19 protein-coding genes are annotated in these 20,219 nt (G+C 62.5%); 6 read left to right on the forward strand and 13 right to left on the reverse strand.

Features of this window, described 5'->3' with window-relative positions; genetic code table 11:
• Positions 1-47: 47 nt before the first annotated feature.
• Positions 48-1,319: an MFS transporter gene (locus tag B0E55_RS09595; RefSeq protein ID WP_007732605.1), complete on the reverse strand. Its 1,272-nt coding sequence runs from the start codon at positions 1,317-1,319 to the stop codon at positions 48-50.
• Between the two features lie 45 nt (positions 1,320-1,364).
• Entirely contained in the window at positions 1,365-2,360 is a 996-nt protein-coding gene (locus tag B0E55_RS09600) for an aldo/keto reductase (RefSeq protein WP_080909612.1), read from the reverse strand.
• A gap of 101 nt (positions 2,361-2,461) precedes the next feature.
• On the opposite strand from B0E55_RS09600, the gene B0E55_RS09605 reads away from it, so the two are divergent.
• Positions 2,462-3,019: a TIGR03086 family metal-binding protein gene (locus B0E55_RS09605; RefSeq protein WP_020970773.1), complete on the forward strand. Its 558-nt coding sequence runs from the start codon at positions 2,462-2,464 to the stop codon at positions 3,017-3,019.
• Here the strand turns inward: B0E55_RS09605 and B0E55_RS09610 are convergent.
• From B0E55_RS09610 to B0E55_RS09620, 3 genes are all read right to left on the reverse strand, one after another.
• Positions 3,016-4,290, reverse strand: coding sequence for an alkaline phosphatase family protein (locus B0E55_RS09610; RefSeq protein WP_029256241.1), 1,275 nt, complete (start codon positions 4,288-4,290; stop codon positions 3,016-3,018). The genes B0E55_RS09605 and B0E55_RS09610 overlap by 4 nt on opposite strands.
• The gene (locus B0E55_RS09615; RefSeq protein ID WP_080909613.1) at positions 4,287-5,975 is read right to left on the reverse strand and encodes an alkaline phosphatase D family protein; all 1,689 of its coding nucleotides are present in this window, start codon (positions 5,973-5,975) and stop codon (positions 4,287-4,289) included. Before B0E55_RS09615 ends, B0E55_RS09610 begins: the two co-directional genes overlap by 4 nt.
• A gap of 103 nt (positions 5,976-6,078) precedes the next feature.
• Positions 6,079-6,420, reverse strand: coding sequence for a hypothetical protein (locus tag B0E55_RS09620; protein ID WP_019745280.1), 342 nt, complete (start codon positions 6,418-6,420; stop codon positions 6,079-6,081).
• 143 nt (positions 6,421-6,563) lie between these two features.
• On the opposite strand from B0E55_RS09620, the gene ilvD reads away from it, so the two are divergent.
• Positions 6,564-8,258 carry a dihydroxy-acid dehydratase gene (gene ilvD / locus B0E55_RS09625; protein ID WP_003940201.1) on the forward strand — a complete coding sequence of 565 codons (1,695 nt, stop codon included), beginning with the start codon at positions 6,564-6,566 and terminating at the stop codon, positions 8,256-8,258.
• A gap of 13 nt (positions 8,259-8,271) precedes the next feature.
• On the opposite strand, the gene B0E55_RS09630 is transcribed toward ilvD, so the two are convergent.
• Both B0E55_RS09630 and B0E55_RS09635 read right to left on the reverse strand, forming a co-directional pair.
• Positions 8,272-8,928, reverse strand: a complete 657-nt coding sequence (locus B0E55_RS09630; RefSeq protein ID WP_007732621.1) for a S1 family peptidase — start codon at positions 8,926-8,928, stop codon at positions 8,272-8,274.
• A gap of 74 nt (positions 8,929-9,002) precedes the next feature.
• A complete protein-coding gene (locus B0E55_RS09635; protein ID WP_080909614.1) occupies positions 9,003-9,722 on the reverse strand; it encodes a DUF6319 family protein in 720 nt (239 codons plus the stop codon).
• A 206-nt stretch (positions 9,723-9,928) separates the two neighbouring features.
• On the opposite strand from B0E55_RS09635, the gene B0E55_RS09640 reads away from it, so the two are divergent.
• Complete coding sequence (locus B0E55_RS09640; RefSeq protein ID WP_020970778.1) at positions 9,929-11,029, forward strand: adenylate/guanylate cyclase domain-containing protein; 1,101 nt, start codon at positions 9,929-9,931, stop codon at positions 11,027-11,029.
• A 4-nt stretch (positions 11,030-11,033) separates the two neighbouring features.
• Here B0E55_RS09640 and B0E55_RS09645 read toward each other — a convergent pair whose 3' ends face one another.
• On the reverse strand, positions 11,034-11,684 hold the full coding sequence (locus B0E55_RS09645) for a TetR/AcrR family transcriptional regulator (protein WP_019745284.1): 651 nt from the start codon (positions 11,682-11,684) through the stop codon (positions 11,034-11,036).
• Positions 11,685-11,740: 56 nt separating this feature from the next.
• Between B0E55_RS09645 and B0E55_RS09650 the strand changes: the two genes are divergently transcribed.
• Positions 11,741-13,285 carry an MFS transporter gene (locus tag B0E55_RS09650; protein ID WP_019745285.1) on the forward strand — a complete coding sequence of 515 codons (1,545 nt, stop codon included), beginning with the start codon at positions 11,741-11,743 and terminating at the stop codon, positions 13,283-13,285.
• Here the strand turns inward: B0E55_RS09650 and B0E55_RS09655 are convergent.
• The gene (locus tag B0E55_RS09655; RefSeq protein WP_003939810.1) at positions 13,273-13,785 is read right to left on the reverse strand and encodes an Lrp/AsnC family transcriptional regulator; all 513 of its coding nucleotides are present in this window, start codon (positions 13,783-13,785) and stop codon (positions 13,273-13,275) included. The genes B0E55_RS09650 and B0E55_RS09655 overlap by 13 nt on opposite strands.
• 195 nt (positions 13,786-13,980) lie before the next feature.
• On the opposite strand from B0E55_RS09655, the gene hppD reads away from it, so the two are divergent.
• Complete coding sequence (gene hppD, locus B0E55_RS09660) at positions 13,981-15,186, forward strand: 4-hydroxyphenylpyruvate dioxygenase (protein ID WP_080909615.1); 1,206 nt, start codon at positions 13,981-13,983, stop codon at positions 15,184-15,186.
• 5 nt (positions 15,187-15,191) lie between these two features.
• On the opposite strand, the gene B0E55_RS09665 is transcribed toward hppD, so the two are convergent.
• From B0E55_RS09665 to B0E55_RS09680, 4 genes are read right to left on the reverse strand one after another with little or no spacing between them, the layout of a single operon-like run.
• Positions 15,192-15,842 (reverse strand): NUDIX domain-containing protein, encoded by a 651-nt coding sequence (locus B0E55_RS09665; RefSeq protein WP_020970781.1) that lies wholly within the window; start codon positions 15,840-15,842, stop codon positions 15,192-15,194.
• Positions 15,839-17,128 carry an adenylosuccinate synthetase gene (locus tag B0E55_RS09670; RefSeq protein ID WP_443216804.1) on the reverse strand — a complete coding sequence of 430 codons (1,290 nt, stop codon included), beginning with the start codon at positions 17,126-17,128 and terminating at the stop codon, positions 15,839-15,841. Before B0E55_RS09670 ends, B0E55_RS09665 begins: the two co-directional genes overlap by 4 nt.
• Positions 17,129-17,137: 9 nt before the next feature.
• Positions 17,138-18,124 (reverse strand): hypothetical protein, encoded by a 987-nt coding sequence (locus B0E55_RS09675; RefSeq protein ID WP_020970783.1) that lies wholly within the window; start codon positions 18,122-18,124, stop codon positions 17,138-17,140.
• A 5-nt stretch (positions 18,125-18,129) separates the two neighbouring features.
• A complete protein-coding gene (locus B0E55_RS09680) occupies positions 18,130-19,161 on the reverse strand; it encodes a hypothetical protein (RefSeq protein WP_080909616.1) in 1,032 nt (343 codons plus the stop codon).
• Positions 19,162-19,302: 141 nt separating this feature from the next.
• On the opposite strand from B0E55_RS09680, the gene B0E55_RS09685 reads away from it, so the two are divergent.
• Complete coding sequence (locus B0E55_RS09685; RefSeq protein WP_080909617.1) at positions 19,303-20,205, forward strand: siderophore-interacting protein; 903 nt, start codon at positions 19,303-19,305, stop codon at positions 20,203-20,205.
• Positions 20,206-20,219: the final 14 nt, after the last annotated feature.

The raw sequence follows: 20,219 nt of genomic DNA on the forward strand, positions 1-20,219 counted from the left end.
GCTTGGGAACCTCACCCGCAGGGGATGAATTACCCGATGCGATCGAGTTATTTGTTGCGACGAATGACTTCGCGAATCGGCCGTACGTGTACGCCTTCTGCCGCGAGGGCTCGCCGGGCTTTGCCTCGGGTGACGAGCACACCGACGATGCCGAGAATCCAGACCGGATATTGCACCATCCAGGCGACGCGGAATCCGTCGAACGTGTACCCGCCCATGTGTCCGAGGATTACGCCCATCACTTGAATCACGATGAGGGAAGCGAGGAATCCACCGATGTTGACCATGCCCTGTGCGGTGCCCATCGCCGAACTCGGATTGGATGTGCGCGCGTAGTCGAAGCCGATCACCGAACCCGGTCCACCCACCGAGATGACGACCACCAGGATCGTCAACAACCAGAGCGGAGACGGCTCGCTTCGTGAAAGCACGATCGTCCACATGAGCGCGCTGGCGACCATGATGGTGAGAACCAACCACGATCGACGCATGGGATAGCGACCGGTGAGAATGCCGAGGATCGGGCCCGCCACGATTGCCGAGATGACCGACAGCGTCAGCAGCGAGCCGACCGTCGTGGAGTCGAGGCCTTGAGCCGATTTCAGGTACGGCACACCCCACAGCAGCGCGAACGTCGTGATCGAGAACTGAGTCCCCATGTGGCTGAAGAACCCGAGGCGGGTGCCGGGCCGCATCCACACCGTCTTGATCTGTCGCCCGATCTCCTTGGCGCCGGCCGGCACGGCGACCACGTCGGCACCGGGAGGCGCGTCGCGGATGACACTCAACGCCAGTGCAAACGCCAACAGTCCGACAGCGGCAGCGCTGCCGTAGGCAAAAGTCCAGCCCGGTCCGGACAACAGCAACATGAACGGAAGCGCAGACATCACCTGGCCCAGCTGACCGAGGATGCCCGTGAACTGCGAGACCAACGGCACCTGCCGGGGCGGGAACCACTGCGGTACCAACCGCAACACCGAGATGAAGGTGAGTGCATCCCCGGCACCGACGGCAATACGTGCACCGATCGCGACGGGCAGCGATTCGGTGAAGGCGAGAGCCAACTGCGCGGACATCATGATGAACGCACCGACTGCGATCATGATCCGCGAACCGTAGCGGTCGAGGAGAACTCCCGCCGGAATCTGCATACCGGCGTACACAACGATCTGCAGCACGACGAAGCTCGACAGAACGCTGGGCGAGATCGAGAACCGATCAGCAGCAGACAGACCCGAGACACCGAACGAAGTGCGGTGAAGCACGGCGATCACGTAGGCAAAAACACCGACACCCCAGACCAACCACACTTTTTTCATCGGGTCTGTATGTTACTCCTGTCTTTCGCAAGGCTCAGGACATGATTATTCGCGGCCCTGAGAGACCCAATTCAAATCAGCCGAACGGAAGCCTTCGGTAATCGCGGCGAGGGAGTCGAGGCGAGCGATCTGGTCTTCGCTCAGAACGATGTCCAACGCTCCGGCGTTTTCGGTGACTCGTGCAGCGAACCGCGTGCCGGGAATCGAAACAGAAGGCAACCCGTACTGCCGGCCCTTGGCATCGAGCCATGCCAGGGAAACCTGTGCAGGCGTCGCGCCGAGCTCCTCACCGACGGCGCGGACCACGTCGAGAACCTTCTGATTAGCAGGGAGCGCGGAGTCCGAGAAGCGTGGGAAGCGTCGGCGCAGGTCGTTGTCACCGAGCGTCTCCGCATCGAACGATCCCGCCAGGAAGCCTCGGCCCACAGGTGAGAAGGGCACGAATCCGACTCCGAGTTCCGCGGCGGTGGGTACTACCTTGTTCTCGACGTCCCGACTCCAGATGCTCCATTCCGACTGGATCGCCGCGATCGGATGCACCCCGTACGCACGACGCAGTTCATCGCCGGTCGCCTCGGAGAGGCCGATGTTGCGGACCTTGCCCGCCTTCACCTGCTCTGCGATCGCGCCGACGGTGTCTTCGATCGGAACGTTCGGGTCGACCCGGTGCAAGTAGTAGAGGTCGACATGATCGACGCCGAGTCGTCCCAGAGACTCGTCGAGTGCCTGCGGTACGTAGGCCGGGTCTCCGTTGATCCCGCGCTGACCGTTGGCGATGTTGCCGACCAGACCGAACTTCGTCGCCAACTGCACTTCGTCCCGGCGGTCTTTGAGAAGCTCTCCCACCGCTCGCTCGCTCGAGCCCTCGCCGTACACGTTGGCGGTGTCGATGAACGTGATCCCGATGTCCACCGCATGGTGCAATGTGGCAAGCGCCTCGGCCGGATCCACCGGGCCGTAGACAGGGGCGACGGACATCGCGCCGTATCCCTGGGCGCTGACAGTGAGACCTTCGGCCAGAGTGACGGTGGAGACGGTCATGAAAACTCCTCGATTCGACTAAGCGACAACCTCGACAGTCTTCACCGAATCGAAGCCTCACGCACCGATTAACGTCACGCTGATCGGGTTACCCTCGAGTGATGGCATTCGATTGGCTCGAACTCGTGCTCACCGCCCACCGCGAATTCGGTTCACGACTCGCCGCAGTCGAGGACTGGAACGCACCCACGCCCGACTCCGACTGGCACGTCGAACACCTCGTCCGCCACGTCATCGAGGAGCAGCAGTGGGTACCGCCGCTCCTGGCCGGACTGACGGTCGGCGAGGCGACACCGGACATCGTTCCCGTCGGGGACGACCTGTGGACCGAATGGCAGAAGTACTCCGATGCCGCCATCAAAGCGTGGAAATCGACGGACCTCAGTGCCCACGTTCACCTCTCGTACGGCACAGTGAAGGTGGAACCCTATCTGCGCCAGCAGACCTCGGACGTCACGATCCACACCTGGGATCTCGCGCGAGCGGTCGGAGCAGACGAGCGACTCGATCCAGACCTCGTCGAGGCCGTCTGGTCCGACCTCGACGGGCAGCGCGACATGCTCGCCGAGAGCGGCCTGTTCTCCGCTCCCGTCGATCTTCCTGACGATGCGTCGTTGCAGGACAAGCTGATTGCCCTGACCGGCCGCGATCCTCGTTAGACGTTCAGCGTCACGCCCGTCGTGCGGGCGACGCCGTCCCAGCCGCCGGCAGGTGCACCGAGGCCGAGCAGAGCCGCAACCGTCGGCGCGACGTCGATCGTGCGAGCCTGCGTGTCGATCTTCCGTCCACCGTCGAGAGCGGGATGCCCGCCGCTGAGGAAGAACGGGATGGGCAGTGTCACGAAATGGCCGTGGTTGCCGGGAATCGGGTTGGACAGTGGAGTCGGATCACTGAACCGCCAGCCCTGGGCGCAAAACGCAACGACGTCACCGGCATTGGTGCCGAGATCGAATTCGGCGGGGAGGTGGCTGGATTCGACGCCGTCCACACCATCCACGATCTGCTGAATCCGGCTGACGGCTTCCGCCCGTTCGCCATCGGGTCCGACGAAGTAGATCAGGTCTGCGCCACCGTTCTGGGCGATTCGAATCTTGCCTGCCAGCAACGGGTCCGCGTTCAGCGGTCGATCGAGTCCGATGAGCCGCGCGGGCTCCGACCAGTCCATGGAGTGGTCGGCCAACACGATCAGAATGCTCCGATTCCAGCGACCCGTGTCATGAAGGAAGTCGACGAAGCGGCGAACCTGGTTGTCGGTGTTCTGAAGTGCGGCCGTGCGAGCGATCCGGATGGACGGACCGGACAGATCCAGGTGCCCAACCCGATCGACGTCACCGAGGTTGGTGAACGAGAGCCGCGGCGAGTTCCCGCCGACGATACGGATCAAGGCGTCGATCGTGAAGTTGTCCGGCGCGTGCTCCGTGCCGGGAACGAGCGGCTGGGGATCCCACACCAGTGAGGCGCGGTCACCGAACAGCCCGTGGAGGTAGTGCTTCGACAGCACACTCGCAGTGGTCAATCCGAGTTCGGTGCGCACCCGATCAAGAACCGTCGATGCCTGCAGGTCGGAAGGCCGATCGAGGTCACGCTTCTTGTCGATGGACGGATCGTAGACGGAGTTTGCAGGCACTCCCGAACGCGCCGGCAGCACTCCCGTCATCATCGCCGTGTGATTCGGCAGCGTCTCCGCGATCGTGATGGCGCTGGCGTCCGGGTAGTGAATACCGCCGGCCGCAAGCCCGGTCAGCGTCGGGGTGAGCTCCGATCGCAGCTCGTCCGGACGCATGCCGTCGACGACGATGACATGCACGTCCAGGTCTGGGATGCCTGCGCTGGTGGGAACGCTCGCGCGAGCGGGCGTTCCGAGCAATGCCGTTCCGGCGACAACACTTCCACCGATCAGAACGCTACGACGCGAAACTTCGATACTCACTGGTCGACTCCTGGTCGGTACGAGGCCTGATCGAGGGCGGCCGAAGTGGGCGAGACTCTACTGCCCGCGCCTGCCGGTAGACGGTAGCTCACGGCGTAGTGCGCATTGCTCTGCGGATTGGTGAGATCGTCGACGTAGTACCAATCCATCTGAGTACCTTCGCGGGCGATTTCGAATACGCCGTAGCCGTGCGAGTCCAGTTCGACGTACCGCACGTGTCGGTTCACGGCCTTGAATGCTTCTTCTGCCGCAACGGTTACCGTTCGCGGCGGCACTTTCAGCATGTCGTCGATGTTGGGCGACGTCACCGACGGGACGACGAACTCGGCGCCGACAGTCGGCCCGCCTGGGTAGTTCGCGGCATTGGTCGGTAGGTCGCAAGCCCACGACGTGTGGATGTCACCGGTGATGAAGACGGTGTTGTCCACACCGTTCGAGGTGATCGCGTCGAAAAGCCTGGTGCGGTCGGCGGTGTACCCGTCCCACTGATCCGTGTTGTACGGGACACCGGCCTGCGGCACTCCCACCAGTTCGGTCAACGCCGCGGTGGTCGCCGGTTCCAGCGGCGGGAACACGCAGGGCGTGATCATGACCGGATTGCCGACGATCTTCCACTGCGTCGGGGAGGTGACGATTCCGCTGGTCAACCAATCCATCTGTGCGCGTCCGGTAATGGTGCGTGACGGATCGTCGACCTGCTTCATCGTCGGCTGCTCGTCGCGGTAGGTACGCAGGTCGAGCATCGAGATCTCGGCCAGATTCCCGAAGCGGAACCGTCGATACAGCTGAACGCTCGAACCACTACCCGACGGGCGGACAGGCATCCACTCGAAATATGCCTTGGCCGAGTTCGCCTTTCGATCTGCCCAATCGCCTTCGATACCGGGAGTGTGATTTTCGGCGCCGTCCCGGTACGCGTTGTCGGCCGATTCGTGATCGTCCCACGTAGTGATGAACGGGAGTTTCAGGTGAAGAGCAGCCAGATCCGGGTCGGTCTTGTACTGCGCGTGCCGAATTCGGTAGTCGGCCAGCGAAATGATCTCGTGGGCCGGCTCGTGAAGGCGAACGGATCCGTTCCGCGCGCCGTACTCCCCCTGCCCGTACTCGTAGATGTAGTCACCGAGATGAATGATCGCGTCGAGGTCTTCGCGGAATGCGAGGTGGCGATAAGCACCGAAATATCCTGCTTCCCAGTTGGAGCAGGACACGACGCCGAAGCGGAGACGATCGAGATCTGCCGAGTTCGACGGAGCCGTGCGGGTGCGTCCCACCGGAGAAACAGCCGAACCCGCAGTGAATCGGTACCAGTACGTCGTCGACGAATCGAGTCCGGTGACGTCGACCTTCGCGGTGTGATCGGATTCTGCCGAAGCAGCAACACTTCCCGACGCCACAACGCTCGCGAACCCCTCATCGGTCGCGACCTGCCAGTTGAGCGTCACCGCCGCCCCGACGCCCGAACCTGGCGTTGCGTCCGCCGTTGGGGTGATGCGGGTCCAGATGATCACGGCATCCGGCAACGGGTCACCGGATGCCACGCCGTGCGCGAATCCCGGGCTGCCACCCGGAACCTCGGCACCGGCGTGGCTCGCCGAAGCGACACCGAGACCTACTGCGCCGGCGAGAGCCGCCGATCCCTGCAGTAGGCCACGTCTGGATATTCGATCGAAGGCATTCGTGTGCACGCTAGGAGTGAACCCGCACCTGAACGGCCGTTCAAGAGAGCTTCGGGATGTTCACCCAGGCTTCGCCTGCGATTCTCTGAAAGTTTGACCGAGTCGATCCCGATCACAACCGGTAGTCGAGGGCCGAGCCTCGAACCACACCGACCTTGACTCCGATGTAACCGCCGAGTGCACCCCCGGCCGCGATCAGGATCCAGAACGCCGGCGGAATCAGTGCCTCGGACCCGTCGATCTCGGAGAACGCGGAATAGCCGGCGATCAACGCACCGAACAGCACAGGCAGTATCAGCAGCGCGGCAAAGAAAGTCACCCACACCGATACGAAGCGGCCCTTCCACCGGGCAATCTCGTGCAGAACCGTCAGAACAACCAGGAAGACACCACTACCGGTCAAGACGGCCGCCAGAACTGCAAACCCGAAAGCTGAAATCAGTTCCGACTCCACCTGAATCCCCCTGTACTTGAATCGCCCAGCACACCCAGCCCCAACTGTGATGCGGCGAGTCTATTCAACGCGGGCGCTGTTTCGAGGCAACTCAAGTCGCTCGTCTGCCGGAAAGACATCCTGCTGACGCCTATGCTTGGAAAATGACCGAACCCGACATCAAGCCCAGAAGTCGTGACGTCACCGACGGACTCGAAAAGACCGCAGCGCGCGGCATGTTGCGTGCAGTAGGAATGGGTGACGACGACTGGGTCAAGTCGCAGATCGGCGTCGCCTCGTCCTGGAACGAGATCACACCGTGCAACCTGTCCCTCGATCGCCTGGCCAAGGCCGTCAAGGAAGGTGTCCGGGAGGCCGGTGGATTCCCCCTGGAGTTCGGCACTATCTCCGTTTCCGACGGCATTTCGATGGGTCACGAGGGCATGCACTTCTCCCTCGTCTCCCGTGAAGTAATCGCGGACAGCGTCGAGACCGTCATGCAGGCCGAGCGTCTCGACGGATCGGTTCTTCTCGCCGGCTGCGACAAGTCGTTGCCCGGCATGATGATGGCGGCGGCCCGCCTCGACCTCGCCAGCGTGTTCCTGTACGCCGGCTCCACCCTCCCCGGCGTCGCCAAACTTTCCGACGGCAGCGAGCGGGAAGTCACCGTCATCGACGCGTTCGAGGCTGTTGGCGCCTGCTCGCGTGGACTGATGAGCCGCGCCGACGTCGACACCATCGAACGGGCGATCTGCCCGGGCGAAGGCGCGTGCGGCGGCATGTACACCGCAAACACGATGGCCAGCGCCGCCGAGGCCATGGGAATGTCGCTGCCCGGCAGCGCTTCACCGCCCGCACCGGACCGTCGCCGCGACGGATTCGCCCGCGAGAGCGGCAAAGCCGTTGTCGAACTCCTTCGTCGGGGCATCACCGCCAGGGACATCCTCACCAAGGAAGCGTTCGAGAACGCCATCGCAGTAGTCATGGCGTTCGGCGGATCCACCAATGCGGTGCTCCATCTCCTCGCGATCGCGCACGAAGCGTACGTCCCGCTGACGCTCGACGACTTCGCTCGCGTCGGCGCGAAGGTCCCGCACCTCGCCGACGTCAAGCCCTTCGGAAAGCACGTCATGACGGACGTCGACCGTATCGGCGGCGTCCCCGTCATCATGAAGGCATTGCTCGACGCGGGACTCATGCACGGAGATTGTCTGACCGTCACCGGCAAGACCGTGGCGGAGAATCTGGCGCACATCACCCCGCCCGATCCGGACGGCAAGGTCCTGCGGGCGATGAACAAGCCCATTCACCCGACCGGAGGCATCACGATCCTGAAGGGGTCACTTGCGCCCGGCGGCGCGGTGGTCAAGTCGGCAGGATTCGAGTCTGATGTATTCGTCGGCACTGCACGGGTTTTCGAACGTGAACGCGCCGCAATGGACGCGCTCGAAGACGGGACCATCACTGGTGGCGACGTCGTCGTCATCCGCTACGAGGGCCCGAAGGGTGGTCCCGGAATGCGTGAGATGCTGGCCATCACGGGCGCGATCAAGGGTGCGGGTCTCGGCAAGGACGTCCTGCTGCTGACGGACGGACGATTCTCGGGCGGCACCACCGGCCTGTGTGTCGGACACGTTGCGCCCGAGGCCGTCGACGGCGGTCCCATCGCGTTCGTTCGCGACGGCGACCAGATCCGGCTCGACGTGGGTACCGGACAACTCGAATTGTTGGTCGACGACTCCGAATTGGAAGCCCGCAAGAAGGGCTGGGAGCCGTTGCCGCCTCGCTACACACGTGGTGTGTTGGCCAAGTACTCCAAGCTCGTGGGATCAGCCTCGGGTGGAGCAGTGTGCGGCTGATCCCAGCTCGCAGCTAGATGGGCCGGTACCCGGCGCCGACGCCTCCGTGGGCATTGATCGTGTCCACGATGGAGGTCATGTTGGTGCCGAGTTCCGGCCCCAGGCACGGCACCCAGAGGTAGGCGTTGACCATCGCGACCAGCGTCGTGCCGACCGTGACCGGGGCTCCCGAATCACCGTGGTCGACGCAGATCTGAGTCCAGGTGGATGCGTCGGCGCTCAGGTCTCCCCAGACGACGCCGCAGGTGGTGCCCGTCGTACGGCCTTCCTTGCAGGCTGTAGCCGGGAAGCTGGCCGGAGCGCCGATCGAGGTGATGGTTGCCGCGCCCACCGTTCGAACTGGTGTGACCTTGCCCGGATCGAACTGGATGACCCCGTAGTCCAGGTCCGGGTTCGACTCGACGAACGTGCCGACCACGCCTGCGTCCTCGTTGCTTTCCGGGATCACGAACGATCCAGGACCACCGCAGTGACCTGCGGTGATACCCACGAGTCTGCCGCCGTTGTCGTGCCCGATAGTGGTCAACGTGCAGACCAGCTGATTGTCGATGATGATGCCCGAACCACCACCCATGGGCGTGGGTGCAGCAACCGCGTTGCTGCTGACGATGAACCCGAGTCCGAGTGCCAAGACCAACGCTGCCAGAGCCGAAACAATTCGCTGCAACATCACAATCTCTCCGCCGGTAATCTCCCCGCTGCAAAAAACGCATACCCCGGAAAGTGCGGACCTACGCAGCGTTTCTAGTCGGTAGCTCCGAGCGCTTCGAGCATCTTGCGTGCCTCCTCGAGCTGGCGACTCAACTCGTCGACTCGCGCTGCAGCCATGTCCCGTGCAGCGACGATGATGGACTCGACAGCTTCGATGGCGGTGGGCTCACCCAACTCGCGGACAGCTCGCTCGACTGCATCGGGTGCGACCGGAACTGCTTTGCCCGGACGCTTGGCGCCCTGTGTGACCGTCACGCTCCAGTCGTTGTCCGCGCCCGCATGGATGGTGACGCTGATGCCGGCCGGCAGTTTCTTCGCACGCTTGACGGCCGGACGAGGTGTCGCGGCAGGGGCAGCAGTGGTAGTCGGTACCGGAGCGGGTGCAGGCTGCGCACGCGGCTTCGGTCGAACAGGCTCTACGAGTGGCTCCATCAGGGGCTCGGACTCCACAACTGGTTTGGGCCGTGGCGCCGGTCTGGCCGGCGCCGCGGAGACGCGGTTGATGCGCAATTCCTCTGCCTCGAAAGGCAATTCGTCGTTCACGCCCTTGGGGCGGATCATCACGGTGTTGCCGTCCACCGACACGACTTTCGCCGAGGTACCGGCTTCGATCCCCAGGCTGGGAGTCGCCTCGCGCAGATAGACGGTGGCGCGCTTGCCTTCGGCGACAGCCGTGGCGAGCGCTGCCAGATTGTCCGCAGTGAGGTGATCCGGCGTTGATGCGGCAGCGCCGGAACGTCTACGGGGTGGCATGCGCAGGTCCTTTCAGAAGTATCTCGTGCATTTCAGTATCGACAGTGCTTTTCTCGGGGCAACTCTTGCACAAGCCACCGACGTGTTGACTCTCACCGCCCGCCTGAGCCCGAGGATCCGTAGGCGGTTCGGCCAATTCAGTACTGTTCTCGGGGCACCGCGTGGAAGATGGTGGACAGAAATTCGTTGCGGCAAGAAGGAGCACGGTGAGCAGTTCGGAGTCAGAGTGGATCGACGAGGTCACCGAACCCGCCCCTGCTGAATCTAACGCTGCTGAATCTCACGCTGCTGAGCCGATCGACGTCGATGCTCATCTGCTCAGCCGGATTCAAGCCGACATCGAGGAGTCCCTCCTCGGCGGACCGCGCTGCTTCACACAGTCGCAGATCGCGGATTTCGCCGGGGTGACACGTGAGCGCGCCGATCGTCTGTGGGTGGCGATGGGCTTTGCCGTCGACGAGGATCCCGACGCGGTCATGTTCACGCAGCAAGACGCCGACGCCCTCAAGACCATCACCGACATGGTCAATCGAGGCGTCATCTCGCAGAACAGTGAGGTGGCAGCCGCCCGTTCTCTCGGACAGTCGATGTCGAGGTTGGCGGAGTGGCAGGTATCGCTGATCAGCACACACATCATCGATCAGCTTGCGGACTCGGTGGATCACGAACCCGACGCCATCAGAAATGTCGTCCTGAGCCTCGGCGCCGAGATCATTCCCGCTGTCGAATCTCTGCAGACGTACGTATGGAAGCGTCACGTCGCGTCGTCGACGGGCCGCAACGTGGGAAACCCGGGCGAAGAAGTCGCGAGTCGCGTTCTGGTCGTGGGTTTCGCCGACATCGTCGGGTACACCTCGCTGACTCGCGGCCTCGACTCCGCCGAACTCAACGATCTGCTCGAGCGGTTCGAGTCCGCGTCCACCGAAATCATCGGACGCAACTACGGCTGGGTGGTCAAGACCGTCGGTGACGAGGTCATGTTTGCCGCCGAGAGCCCCCACCACGCCGCCGAGATCGCCTTGCAGATCCAGCAGGCGGTCCTCGCCGATCACGACGATCCACAGCTTCGGGTAGGTCTGGCCATGGGTCCGACGTTGGTTCGCTTCGGAGATCTCTACGGTTCGGTGGTCAACAAGGCCGCGCGCCTGACCAGCTCCGCTCGCCCCGGCACCGTGCTGATCGACTCCGAGCTGGCCACCCAGCTCGGCTCGGACGCCAATTTCAAACTGCGACACCTTCGTCCGCGACGAGTGCGCGGCATCGACCGCCTCGAGCAGTACGTGCTACGACGCAATCTGGAGCCGTGAGCTGTCAGCTCGACACTCCGCGTGCAGCCAGAAAATCGTCCACGATCTGCTCACACGCGGCCTCCCCGAGAGGCGTCAGCGTGGCCAGCTTGGTGAGCACCAAAGGTCCGACCAACTGAGCAAGTGCGACGTCGTAGTCGTACTCCCCCAACGCTTCGATCGCATCCGGCGAGCGCAGGATCCGATCGAACGCGTGACGGTACTGCTCGAAGACCGTCTGGCGCAACGATCGCAATTCGGGCTTGTCCGTCGACAGGGCGTCGACGCTCGAGTAGCCCTTCAGCTCCGGCCCCAAGCCGAGCCAGCACATGGCCGTCACCTGGATCGGTGCGCTTTCGATGGCCTTGGCCTGACTGGTCAACAACTCGAGCAATTGCGCGCGGAGGTCACCTTCCCCGGACATCTCGGGCACCGGCGGTAAGAGGCGAGCAAATGCCGCGGCGAGTAACTCCGTGCCGCTGTCGAAATGCCGATACAGCGTCGCACGTGCGACGTTGGCCAATTTGGTGACAGCATCGATCGTCACCGCGTCCACGCCGCCTTCTGCCAGCAGCTTGGTCGCCGCGTCGAGCAACCTGGACCTGGAACGCTGTTTACGCGGATCCTCGTCGCTGACCTGCTTGTCGATTTCCTGCTTGTCGATTCCCGCCGTCACAACCTCAGTTATACCCACTTGGGGGTTGTGGAACTGCTGTTCTTGTAACGATACTGATGGTCTTGTTTCTATCGGGAGGTTTCGTGAGTAGCGATACGACGCTCGAACAGTCCACGTGGACCATCCGACAGATCTGGATGCTGACGGTCGCGTGCTGCGCCGTCGCGCTGGTCGTCGCAGCGATGGCAGCTCTCAACACGGCCCTTCCCGACTTGGCCCGCGATACCGGTGCAACACAGAGCCAGCTCACGTGGATCGTGGACGGGTACACGCTCACGCTGGCTTGTCTCTTGTTGCCGGCGGGCGCACTCGGCGATCGATACGGTCGACGAGAACTGCTCATGTTCGGACTACTCGTTTTTGCTGCCGGCTCGTCGATTCCGGTCTTCGCGGACGAACCGTCGTGGATCATCGTCTCCCGCGTGATCTCCGGCGTCGGCGCCGCATTTGTCATGCCGGCGACGCTGTCTCTACTCACTGCAGGTTTCCCGCCGGCGCAGCGTGCCCGTGCCGTCGGAGTCTGGTCCGGCGTCGCAGGGTCCGGTGCAATCGCCGGACTCGTCGTCTCCGGGCTACTCCTCGAAAAATGGTCCTGGCATTCGATTTTCGTCAGCCTGGCCGTCGTCTCGGTCCTCATCCTCGTGGTGTCGTTCACGATCGTGACGTCGAAGGACACGGAGGCAACTCCACTCGATCTACCTGGTACAGCGCTGATCGCCGGCTCGATCGGACTGTTCGTCCTGGGGATGATCGAGGCGCCGGCCCGTGGTTGGCTCGATCCGGTAGTTCTCGCGTTGCTGGTCGGCGGAATTGCCATGGCCGCGGTATTCAGCTGGGTCGAATTACGTACTCGCCATCCACTTCTGGACGTGAGACTGTTCGCCAATCGCGCATTCGGCAGCGGCGCAGCGTCACTGACCCTGCAATTCCTGGCGACTTTCGGCTTGTTCTTCCTGATCGTGCAGTATCTCCAACTGGTGCTCGACTACTCCCCACTGCAATCGGCGCTCGCCCTCATGCCGATCGCTGTGCCGGTGATGGCGTTGTCCGTGGTTGCGCCCCTACTGATTCCGCGTATCGGCCTTCGCGCTCTCACCGCCACCGGTGTTGCCTTCCTCGGAACCGGAATTGCACTCTTGACGCGCTTGGACGCCAGTTCGACCTATGCCGAAGTCTGTGTCCCCTTGGTAGTAGCCGCTATCGGATTGGGCTTGTCGACAACCCCCGCCACTGCTGCGATCGTCTCCAACGCACCAGACTCCAAACAGGGTGTTGCCTCAGCAGTCAACGACGCAACCCGTGAGATCGGCTCTGCCATCGGCGTTGCACTGGCGGGAAGTATCCTCGCCGCCGGCTATGGCAATCACGTCCAGCCCGCGGTCGACTTGCTGCCCGAACCCGCCAAGGAACCGGTATCCGGTTCTCTGGCCGCCGCTCTCCATGTCGCCGAAGCAGCCGGACCGCAGGGTGCCCAGTTGGCCGAATTCGCCCGTGAAGCCTTCATCAAAGGCATGGATCAAGGAGCACTCACGCTCGCCGCGATCATGTGGGTATCCGCGATCGTTCTGGGATTCTGGGCTCCGGGTCGTCAGCGAGACTGACCGCCTCGTCGGTATGCCGGGGCCTTGGTCGTCTGCTCCGATTGCAGAGTCTGCAGTAGGGGCATCGACCGGAGCGGCACCACAACCGAGAGAACCATGACGCTGGTCGACCGGGTGGCTATCCCCGACCGATTCAGTTCGAGCAGCGTCGCTTGTAAATCCTCGTGCGACGCAGCGGCAATCCGGCACAGCACGTCGCCGGAGCCTGTGGTGGCAAAGGCCTCGAGCACACCGGGGATTGCCTCGAGTTCCGCGGTGACGGTGTCGAGCGCCCCCTGGGCGATCTGCAAAGTCACGAATGCTTGTACTCCGAAACCCGCTGCAGCCAAATTGATGTGCGGCGCGTATCCGGCGATGACGCCCGCATCTTCCATCCTTTTCAATCTCGCCTGCACTGTCGCCCGCGCAACCTTGACCTGACGCGAAAGCTCCAACGCACCGGCTCTCGGGTGCTTGTTCATCGCGTCCAACAGAGCCAGATCCACTGCGTCGAGATTCACGTCTGCTCCACTCGTCGTTCAACTATGCAAATTGCCTACAAAACAGTGCCACCATCTTCGCATTCCGGCGCTGTGTCTACTTTCAACTACCTCCGTTGACTACCCAACCTCTGAAGGACTTATCTGTTTGTACTGGCAGTGCCGAACATAACTCGAGCACCGCGCTGTGTACATCGCACTCAGAGGGGACTCATCATGACCGTCGAACAGACTCTCACCGACGACGAACAGCTGGCCGGCCTGGATCTGGAGCAATTGCGCCAGTTGGTCGGCTTGGTCGAGTACGACAGCGATCACGATCCCTTTCCCGTGAGCGGTTGGGACGGCCTCGAATGGATCGTCGGAAATGCCACGCAGACTTCACATTTCTTCCAGTCCGCGTTCGGCATGGAATTGGTGGCCTATTCAGGCCCGTCGACGGGAAACCGCGACCACCACGCGTTTGTACTCAAGAGTGGGGCGGTGCGGTTTGTCGTCAAGGGCGCTGTGGATCCGGCAAGTCCGCTGATCGAACATCACAGCCGTCACGGCGACGGTATCCGCGACATCGCGCTCAGCGTCCCTGACGTGGACAAGTGCATCGCACACGCCATCACCCAAGGCGCGACGGTGTTGAGCGAACCGCACGACATCACCGACGAGCACGGCACCGTTCGCCTGGCCAGAATCGCGACGTACGGCGAGACTCGGCACACCCTCGTCGACCGTTCCCGCTACACCGGCCCTTACCTTCCCGGATACGTTGAACGGACGTCGTCGTACCGCAAGCGTGACGGCGCGCCCAAGCGAATCTTCCAGGCCCTCGACCACGTCGTCGGCAATGTCGAACTCGGCAAGATGGACCAGTGGGTCGACTTCTACAACCGGGTCATGGGATTCACCAACATGGCCGAGTTCGTGGGCGGCGACATAGCCACCGACTACTCCGCGCTGATGAGCAAGGTCGTCTCGAGCGGCAATCACCGAGTCAAGTTCCCACTCAACGAACCTGCCATCGCGAAGAAGCGGTCACAGATCGACGAGTACCTCGAGTTCTACCAAGGTCCCGGCGCTCAGCATCTCGCGCTTGCGACCAACGACATCCTCGGAGCAGTCGATGCTCTGGTCGACGAAGGAATCGAGTTTCTCTCTACTCCTGCTTCGTATTACGAGGATCCCGAATTGCGCGCGCGTATCGGAGAGGTTCGAGTTCCGATCGAGGAATTGCAGAAGCGAGGCATCCTCGTCGACCGCGACGAGGACGGCTATCTTCTTCAGCTCTTCACCAAGCCGATCGGAGATCGTCCCACCGTGTTCTTCGAGATCATCGAACGCCACGGCTCACTGGGATTCGGGCTGGGAAACTTCAAAGCCCTGTTCGAAGCGATCGAGCGTGAGCAGGCCGCGCGGGGCAACTTCTGAGGTGGTCAGCTGTTTTCGGTCCACGCCCAGACCACCGCGGGTCGCCCGGTGGCACTGACCCGGACTCGTTCGTCCGTACGTTCCAGCCCTGGCAACGCTTTGAGCGTCCGGTTCAAGTTGCCCGGGTCCGGACGCACACCGGAAAGCTCCTCCGCCACGGCCAGCGCGTACGACGCCGGAAACGACGGACCCAGTAGTGCACGCGTGAAAGCCTGATCTCGCCACAACAGGGTGTCAGCAAGGATCGGGCGGGTATCGGCGACTATCCGATTGTGGTCGAACGCAAGGTCCCCCGGGTTGTCCCAGCTCACCCATTCGGCCGAACCCGGCACCTCGTCCGACGAGATCACTGCCCACATGGTGACCGAGAGCGTCGGACCGCGGGGGTCGCGATTGGGTTCGTCGAACACGGTCAATTGACCGCTGACGAGGATCTTCTCGTCGGGAATTCCGAGCTTGGTGGTCACGGCTCGCCTGGCGGCGTCCTGCAACCGCTCACCGGTGCCCAGCAGTACACCGGGCAGCGCCAACTGCCCGGTGTACGGCTCCGCTCGCCGCGGAGTGACGGCAAATCGCAACATCCCGGGTTCCGGATTGCCGAACCGGAGCGCGATGACATCGATCGAGACAAGTGACTGGTCCACACCGTCCATCATGCAGGCACTGGGCATCGCATCTGACGATCGACCCGGTCGGCACCGTTCGCGGTCAGCACTACCGGCGCACCCATTTCCTCGCTCAGATACCGGGCGAAATCCTCCGGGTCGGCCGGAAGTTCCTTCGGCACGACCCCTACGGCTTTCAGGGAATCTGTCAGCGCCTGCTGGTGATCGAGATCCTTCCACTCTCCGACGGGAACGAACGGCAATCCTTCGTACGCGTGCACCCCGTGGATCGGGATGCCTGCAGCCCGCGCGCGATCCATCGCGTCGAGATGAGTAAGCGCTAAGCCGTCGACGCCACCGCTCACCTCGATTGCGTAGTGCAACAACAACTCGTCGAGGTGGCCCGTCCGGAATCCGCCTTGATACTCACCCGTCCCGTTGTGCAGCTCGGGCAACACCTTCGCCAGCTCCGGATCCTCCGTCGGGAACGGCCCAGCTCCGTGTCGTGTCATGTAGGTGCGGGTGACGCCGAGTACGTAACTGTCCCGGCCCAACTCGTCGATCATCGCTCGCGCGTTGGACGGCTCGACCGTCGACCACGTGGTGTGTGGGTGAAACCCCCGCCACTCGTCGAGAAGGACACCTTGTGCCCCCTCGAACACCAGACGACCACCGGCACCCAACGCGCCCAGCGCATCCGGGTCGGAGATGTCCACGACGGCACCGAATTCGGCGTACATGTCGACCATGTCGTCGATCGGCGGAAACCCGTGGCGACTCTCCGCGATCAACGGTCCGTAGAATGTGGCCAACGCCGACAACTTACGACGCAAGGAATCATGTCGCCGGCAGTCTCCCACCGTAGGCGCACTCGCAACTTCGAGCGCATACGCCGCCGTCTCACCGATCCCCTTGCCACACGAGCCGTGTCGGTTATCGCCGCGAGCATCCTCACGGGCCCTGTTGGCGGCCACGTGGATCGGTGTCGTCAACAATGCGCGCGCGTCGATCCGTATCAGATCGAACGGATTTCGAACTCCGAGCGCTTCCAGTGCACGCGCTTCCCGTGCGAGCGCGATGGGTTCGACCAACACGAATCTCGAGAGAAACGTCGGGACGCCGGACAGCGTTCCCGAGCCGAACTGCGAAAACGTGTGGTGGCGCTCGCCGACCGTCACGTTGTGCGCTGCCTGTGCCCCACCGTTGAAGCGGACCACTGCGGCCACATCCAGATCGGCTCGATCGGAGCAAAGCCAATCGACGGTCGCTCCCTTCCCTGCATCTCCGAACCCGAGGTCTACGACGACGATATCGCGGTCTTCGAACGGCTCCATCATGTTCTCCTTCTAGGCGAAATCGACATCGTCCGTGCCGGTTCCGAGATCGCGCGGCAAACCGGCCACCGTCGCGGTGCTGCGCCCTGGAATCAGGGCGAGAGCCTTGCCGACAGTCTCGGCTTCAGCTCTTGAACCGATGTCGCGGAGATCCGCCAGTCCGTCACGCAGGTCGATGCGGTCCTCGCCGATTCCGACCGTCAGCGCGATCAGTTCGCACACCGCGGCGGGATCGTCGAGTTTGACGAAGCGTTCACCGAGCAACGTCTTCCAGTGATCCGCGATTTCCGGATCGTTGAAGTACGACGACTGATCCGGCAGAACGAAGTAGACGTTCCATCTTTCTTCGAGTTCACGGTAGATCGACGGCACCGACACGTCCTGACGTACCTTGTCCCCGATCACCGAACGGATGTGACGAGCCGAGAGCCGCGGCTTGTTCAGCTCGTCACCGATGATGAAGAGGTAGCCTTTCCTTCCGCGCTTCTCCCAGGCATCCGTACTGGTGTGACGTGCCATGAAATATGCTGCCAATTCATAGCTTTCCGACTTCTGACCACCACCGTTGCCCTCGAGGAAGATGGTCCGAAGCTGCTCGTCCATCGCGTTTCCCGACTCGAACTGGCCGACTTGTAGTGGCACCTGATCGGAATCGGCGTCGCCGATACCACCGAACAGAATCTGCGGATCATCCGCATATCCCTTGCGTTGCAGCAGCCCGTGCAGCTTTCCGAGCTTGTCCTGCATGATTCGAGGAACAGCGCCCATCGAGCCGGTGACATCGAAAAGCACTGCTATCGGGAGAGAATCGGGGTGCCCGTCCGAGTCTCGGCATTCACGCTTGTCGACGCCGAAGGGGTCGAGGGTCGGGTCCGCTTTCCAACTGCTTCGCGGACGCGACCGAAGCGAATCGGTGTAACCGAAATCGTCGACACCGCGTGCGGCACGAAAAGTCTTGCCCGCCAAATAGGTGTTGTCGTCCCAGTATCCGTAGCCCATGACAATCACTGTCCTTTCGTGGATGGAACGGCGAACGGACGAAATGTCCGCTGGCCATAGAGAAGATCGAGGAGTTCGTCGAACTCGCCAAGTAGGTCGACCGCGTCGGGACGCAATCTCGGGTTGTCCTGCATGCAGCCGTCGGCAAACGCCTTCATCCGTTCGTGGGTCTGCTCGCCCAGCATTCGGAGCATCAAATGATGAGCCATGTAGACGTCCCAGGCCGGAGACGCTCCTTCGCCGAGTTCCGGTGGGTACGAATCACGATCGGAACCGATAGTCGCCACCGGGCGGCTGCCCGTACGGGTGGCAAAGGACCAGCCGACCAGCACCACCCCGTGCCGATCAGGCTCGATCAGCACGTTCTCCGCGGTAATCGCGGTGTGCACCCAACCAGTCGCATGCGCTGCTGCCAGAGCCCGAAGTAGCCGTCGGTGCATCCACGCCCAGTCCCGTGGATCGAGGCCACCTGGATACGCCTCACGGACGTCGGCGAGACTCACAAAACCTTCGGTCAGATCGTCCAACACATCGATCTGACGTCTCGTGCCGCTGCCCACATGGGTGATTCGATCGATCAATCGCGGGAAGTACGAGACTGCCCAACCGGCTTCGCACGAATTCTCGATGCCCGTCAACACATTCCGTTCAGCCTCGATCATCGAGTTCGCCCGAGGGTTTCGCGGAATCTTCAGTACGACAACGGCATCGGACCGGTACAGGTTAGCGACCGAGCCGCGCGCTACCAGTCCACCCAACGTGTACTCGCCCCGCTCGCCGACATAAACGGGACGAGAATCTGCCGGCTCGAACTCCGCTGTCCAACTGCGGTATAGCTCGTTCAACCGAGATGTTGCGGCCGAGTATCGCACCCGATCTTCGGGCTTCGCCCGGTCCGGATGAATGGCGGAGGCGAGCCGATGAAAACGACGCTTCGCAGCGCGACGGGTGTCGAGATCGCTGGAGTCTCCCCCGAACACATCGGCCGAAACTCGTGCCGCCTCGACGATTTCAAGTACCGCGCTGATCGTTTTCATGGTTTTAGTCTAACTGACTAAAACGAAGACGGCAAGAATGCGTATTTAATCCGAGTACATGCGCGTTACGTCCTCACCACCGAGATCCAGTTCGCCTGAAGATAGGTATACCTAACTTCGATTGCTTTCAAGGAGCACTTCATGCAAGACACGGCAACGGCAATCCGCACCCGATTCACCACCTATCGCGCTGTCGTCACAAGGAAACGAGAGATAGGACCTCATTTCGTCCGAGTGACGTTCGGCGAACTCGGCGACTACGACTGCCAAGGCATTGCTCCGAAGGTGAAGATCTTTCTGCCCGATGACGCCGACGAGGCCGCAGCCGCCCGAGAACTAACGATTCCGACCGTCGGAGCTCGCGGTTTCGAGTACGCCGACGACGCACCCAAGCCGATAGTGCGGACGTACACGATCCGCGCGCATCGCCCGGAGCTGTGCGAGGTCGACATCGATTTCGTCGTCCACAGCGACGGGCCGGCCGGCAGGTGGGTCACGAACACCGTTCCCGGCGACGTCGTCGGACTGACCAATGCCGGAGGGAACCAACCACTCCCAGAGCTGGCGCATTCTCTGGTGTTGCTCGGCGACGCTTCCGCTCTCCCCGCAATTATGACGATCTTGGAATCTCTGACCGCCGATCAAGAGGCGATCGCGCTTCTGACTGCCGATACCGCGGACGATGAAATTCCACTGGAGTCCGCCGCAGACGGGCGCGCCCGGTGGATCCGCGGCTCTGACGAGGACTCGATGATCGAGGAACTCCGTCAAGCGTTGTCGGCACATCAGCCCGACTACGTCTGGGCGGCAGGAGAGGCTGGTGCCCTCCGTGGAGTCCGGCACCTGCTCCGCCGGGACATTGGCTACTCCCCGATAAACTCGCATATCGTTGGGTACTGGAAACGCAAAGCCGACGCCGACGAGGTGGCCGACGACGTGTTCGCCCGCATGCATGCGGCGGTCGCCGACGGACGGAACCTGACGCCTCAGGAACTCGACGAACTGACAGTCGACGATGTGGAGTACCTACCGACGAAGCCGTGAAGCGTGAGGGGAGG

This window comes from Rhodococcus sp. 66b (genome assembly GCF_002076325.1).
GTDB lineage: Bacteria > Actinomycetota > Actinomycetes > Mycobacteriales > Mycobacteriaceae > Rhodococcus_F > Rhodococcus_F erythropolis.

What these genes read in the sequence shown, in the direction of transcription:
- ilvD (WP_003940201.1), top strand. Translation starts at nt 6,564, where the DNA reads ATGACCGAACCCGACATCAAGCCCAGAAGTCGTGACGTCACCGACGGA.
- B0E55_RS09675 (WP_020970783.1), bottom strand. Translation starts at nt 18,124, where the DNA reads ATGGGCTACGGATACTGGGACGACAACACCTATTTGGCGGGCAAGACT.
- B0E55_RS09680 (WP_080909616.1), bottom strand. Translation starts at nt 19,161, where the DNA reads ATGAAAACGATCAGCGCGGTACTTGAAATCGTCGAGGCGGCACGAGTT.
- B0E55_RS09600 (WP_080909612.1), bottom strand. Translation starts at nt 2,360, where the DNA reads ATGACCGTCTCCACCGTCACTCTGGCCGAAGGTCTCACTGTCAGCGCC.
- B0E55_RS09665 (WP_020970781.1), bottom strand. Translation starts at nt 15,842, where the DNA reads ATGATGGACGGTGTGGACCAGTCACTTGTCTCGATCGATGTCATCGCG.
- B0E55_RS09630 (WP_007732621.1), bottom strand. Translation starts at nt 8,928, where the DNA reads ATGTTGCAGCGAATTGTTTCGGCTCTGGCAGCGTTGGTCTTGGCACTC.
- B0E55_RS09650 (WP_019745285.1), top strand. Translation starts at nt 11,741, where the DNA reads ATGGTCTTGTTTCTATCGGGAGGTTTCGTGAGTAGCGATACGACGCTC.
- B0E55_RS09595 (WP_007732605.1), bottom strand. Translation starts at nt 1,319, where the DNA reads ATGAAAAAAGTGTGGTTGGTCTGGGGTGTCGGTGTTTTTGCCTACGTG.
- B0E55_RS09605 (WP_020970773.1), top strand. Translation starts at nt 2,462, where the DNA reads ATGGCATTCGATTGGCTCGAACTCGTGCTCACCGCCCACCGCGAATTC.
- B0E55_RS09670 (WP_443216804.1), bottom strand. Translation starts at nt 17,128, where the DNA reads ATGATGGAGCCGTTCGAAGACCGCGATATCGTCGTCGTAGACCTCGGG.
- hppD (WP_080909615.1), top strand. Translation starts at nt 13,981, where the DNA reads ATGACCGTCGAACAGACTCTCACCGACGACGAACAGCTGGCCGGCCTG.
- B0E55_RS09685 (WP_080909617.1), top strand. Translation starts at nt 19,303, where the DNA reads ATGCAAGACACGGCAACGGCAATCCGCACCCGATTCACCACCTATCGC.
- B0E55_RS09635 (WP_080909614.1), bottom strand. Translation starts at nt 9,722, where the DNA reads ATGCCACCCCGTAGACGTTCCGGCGCTGCCGCATCAACGCCGGATCAC.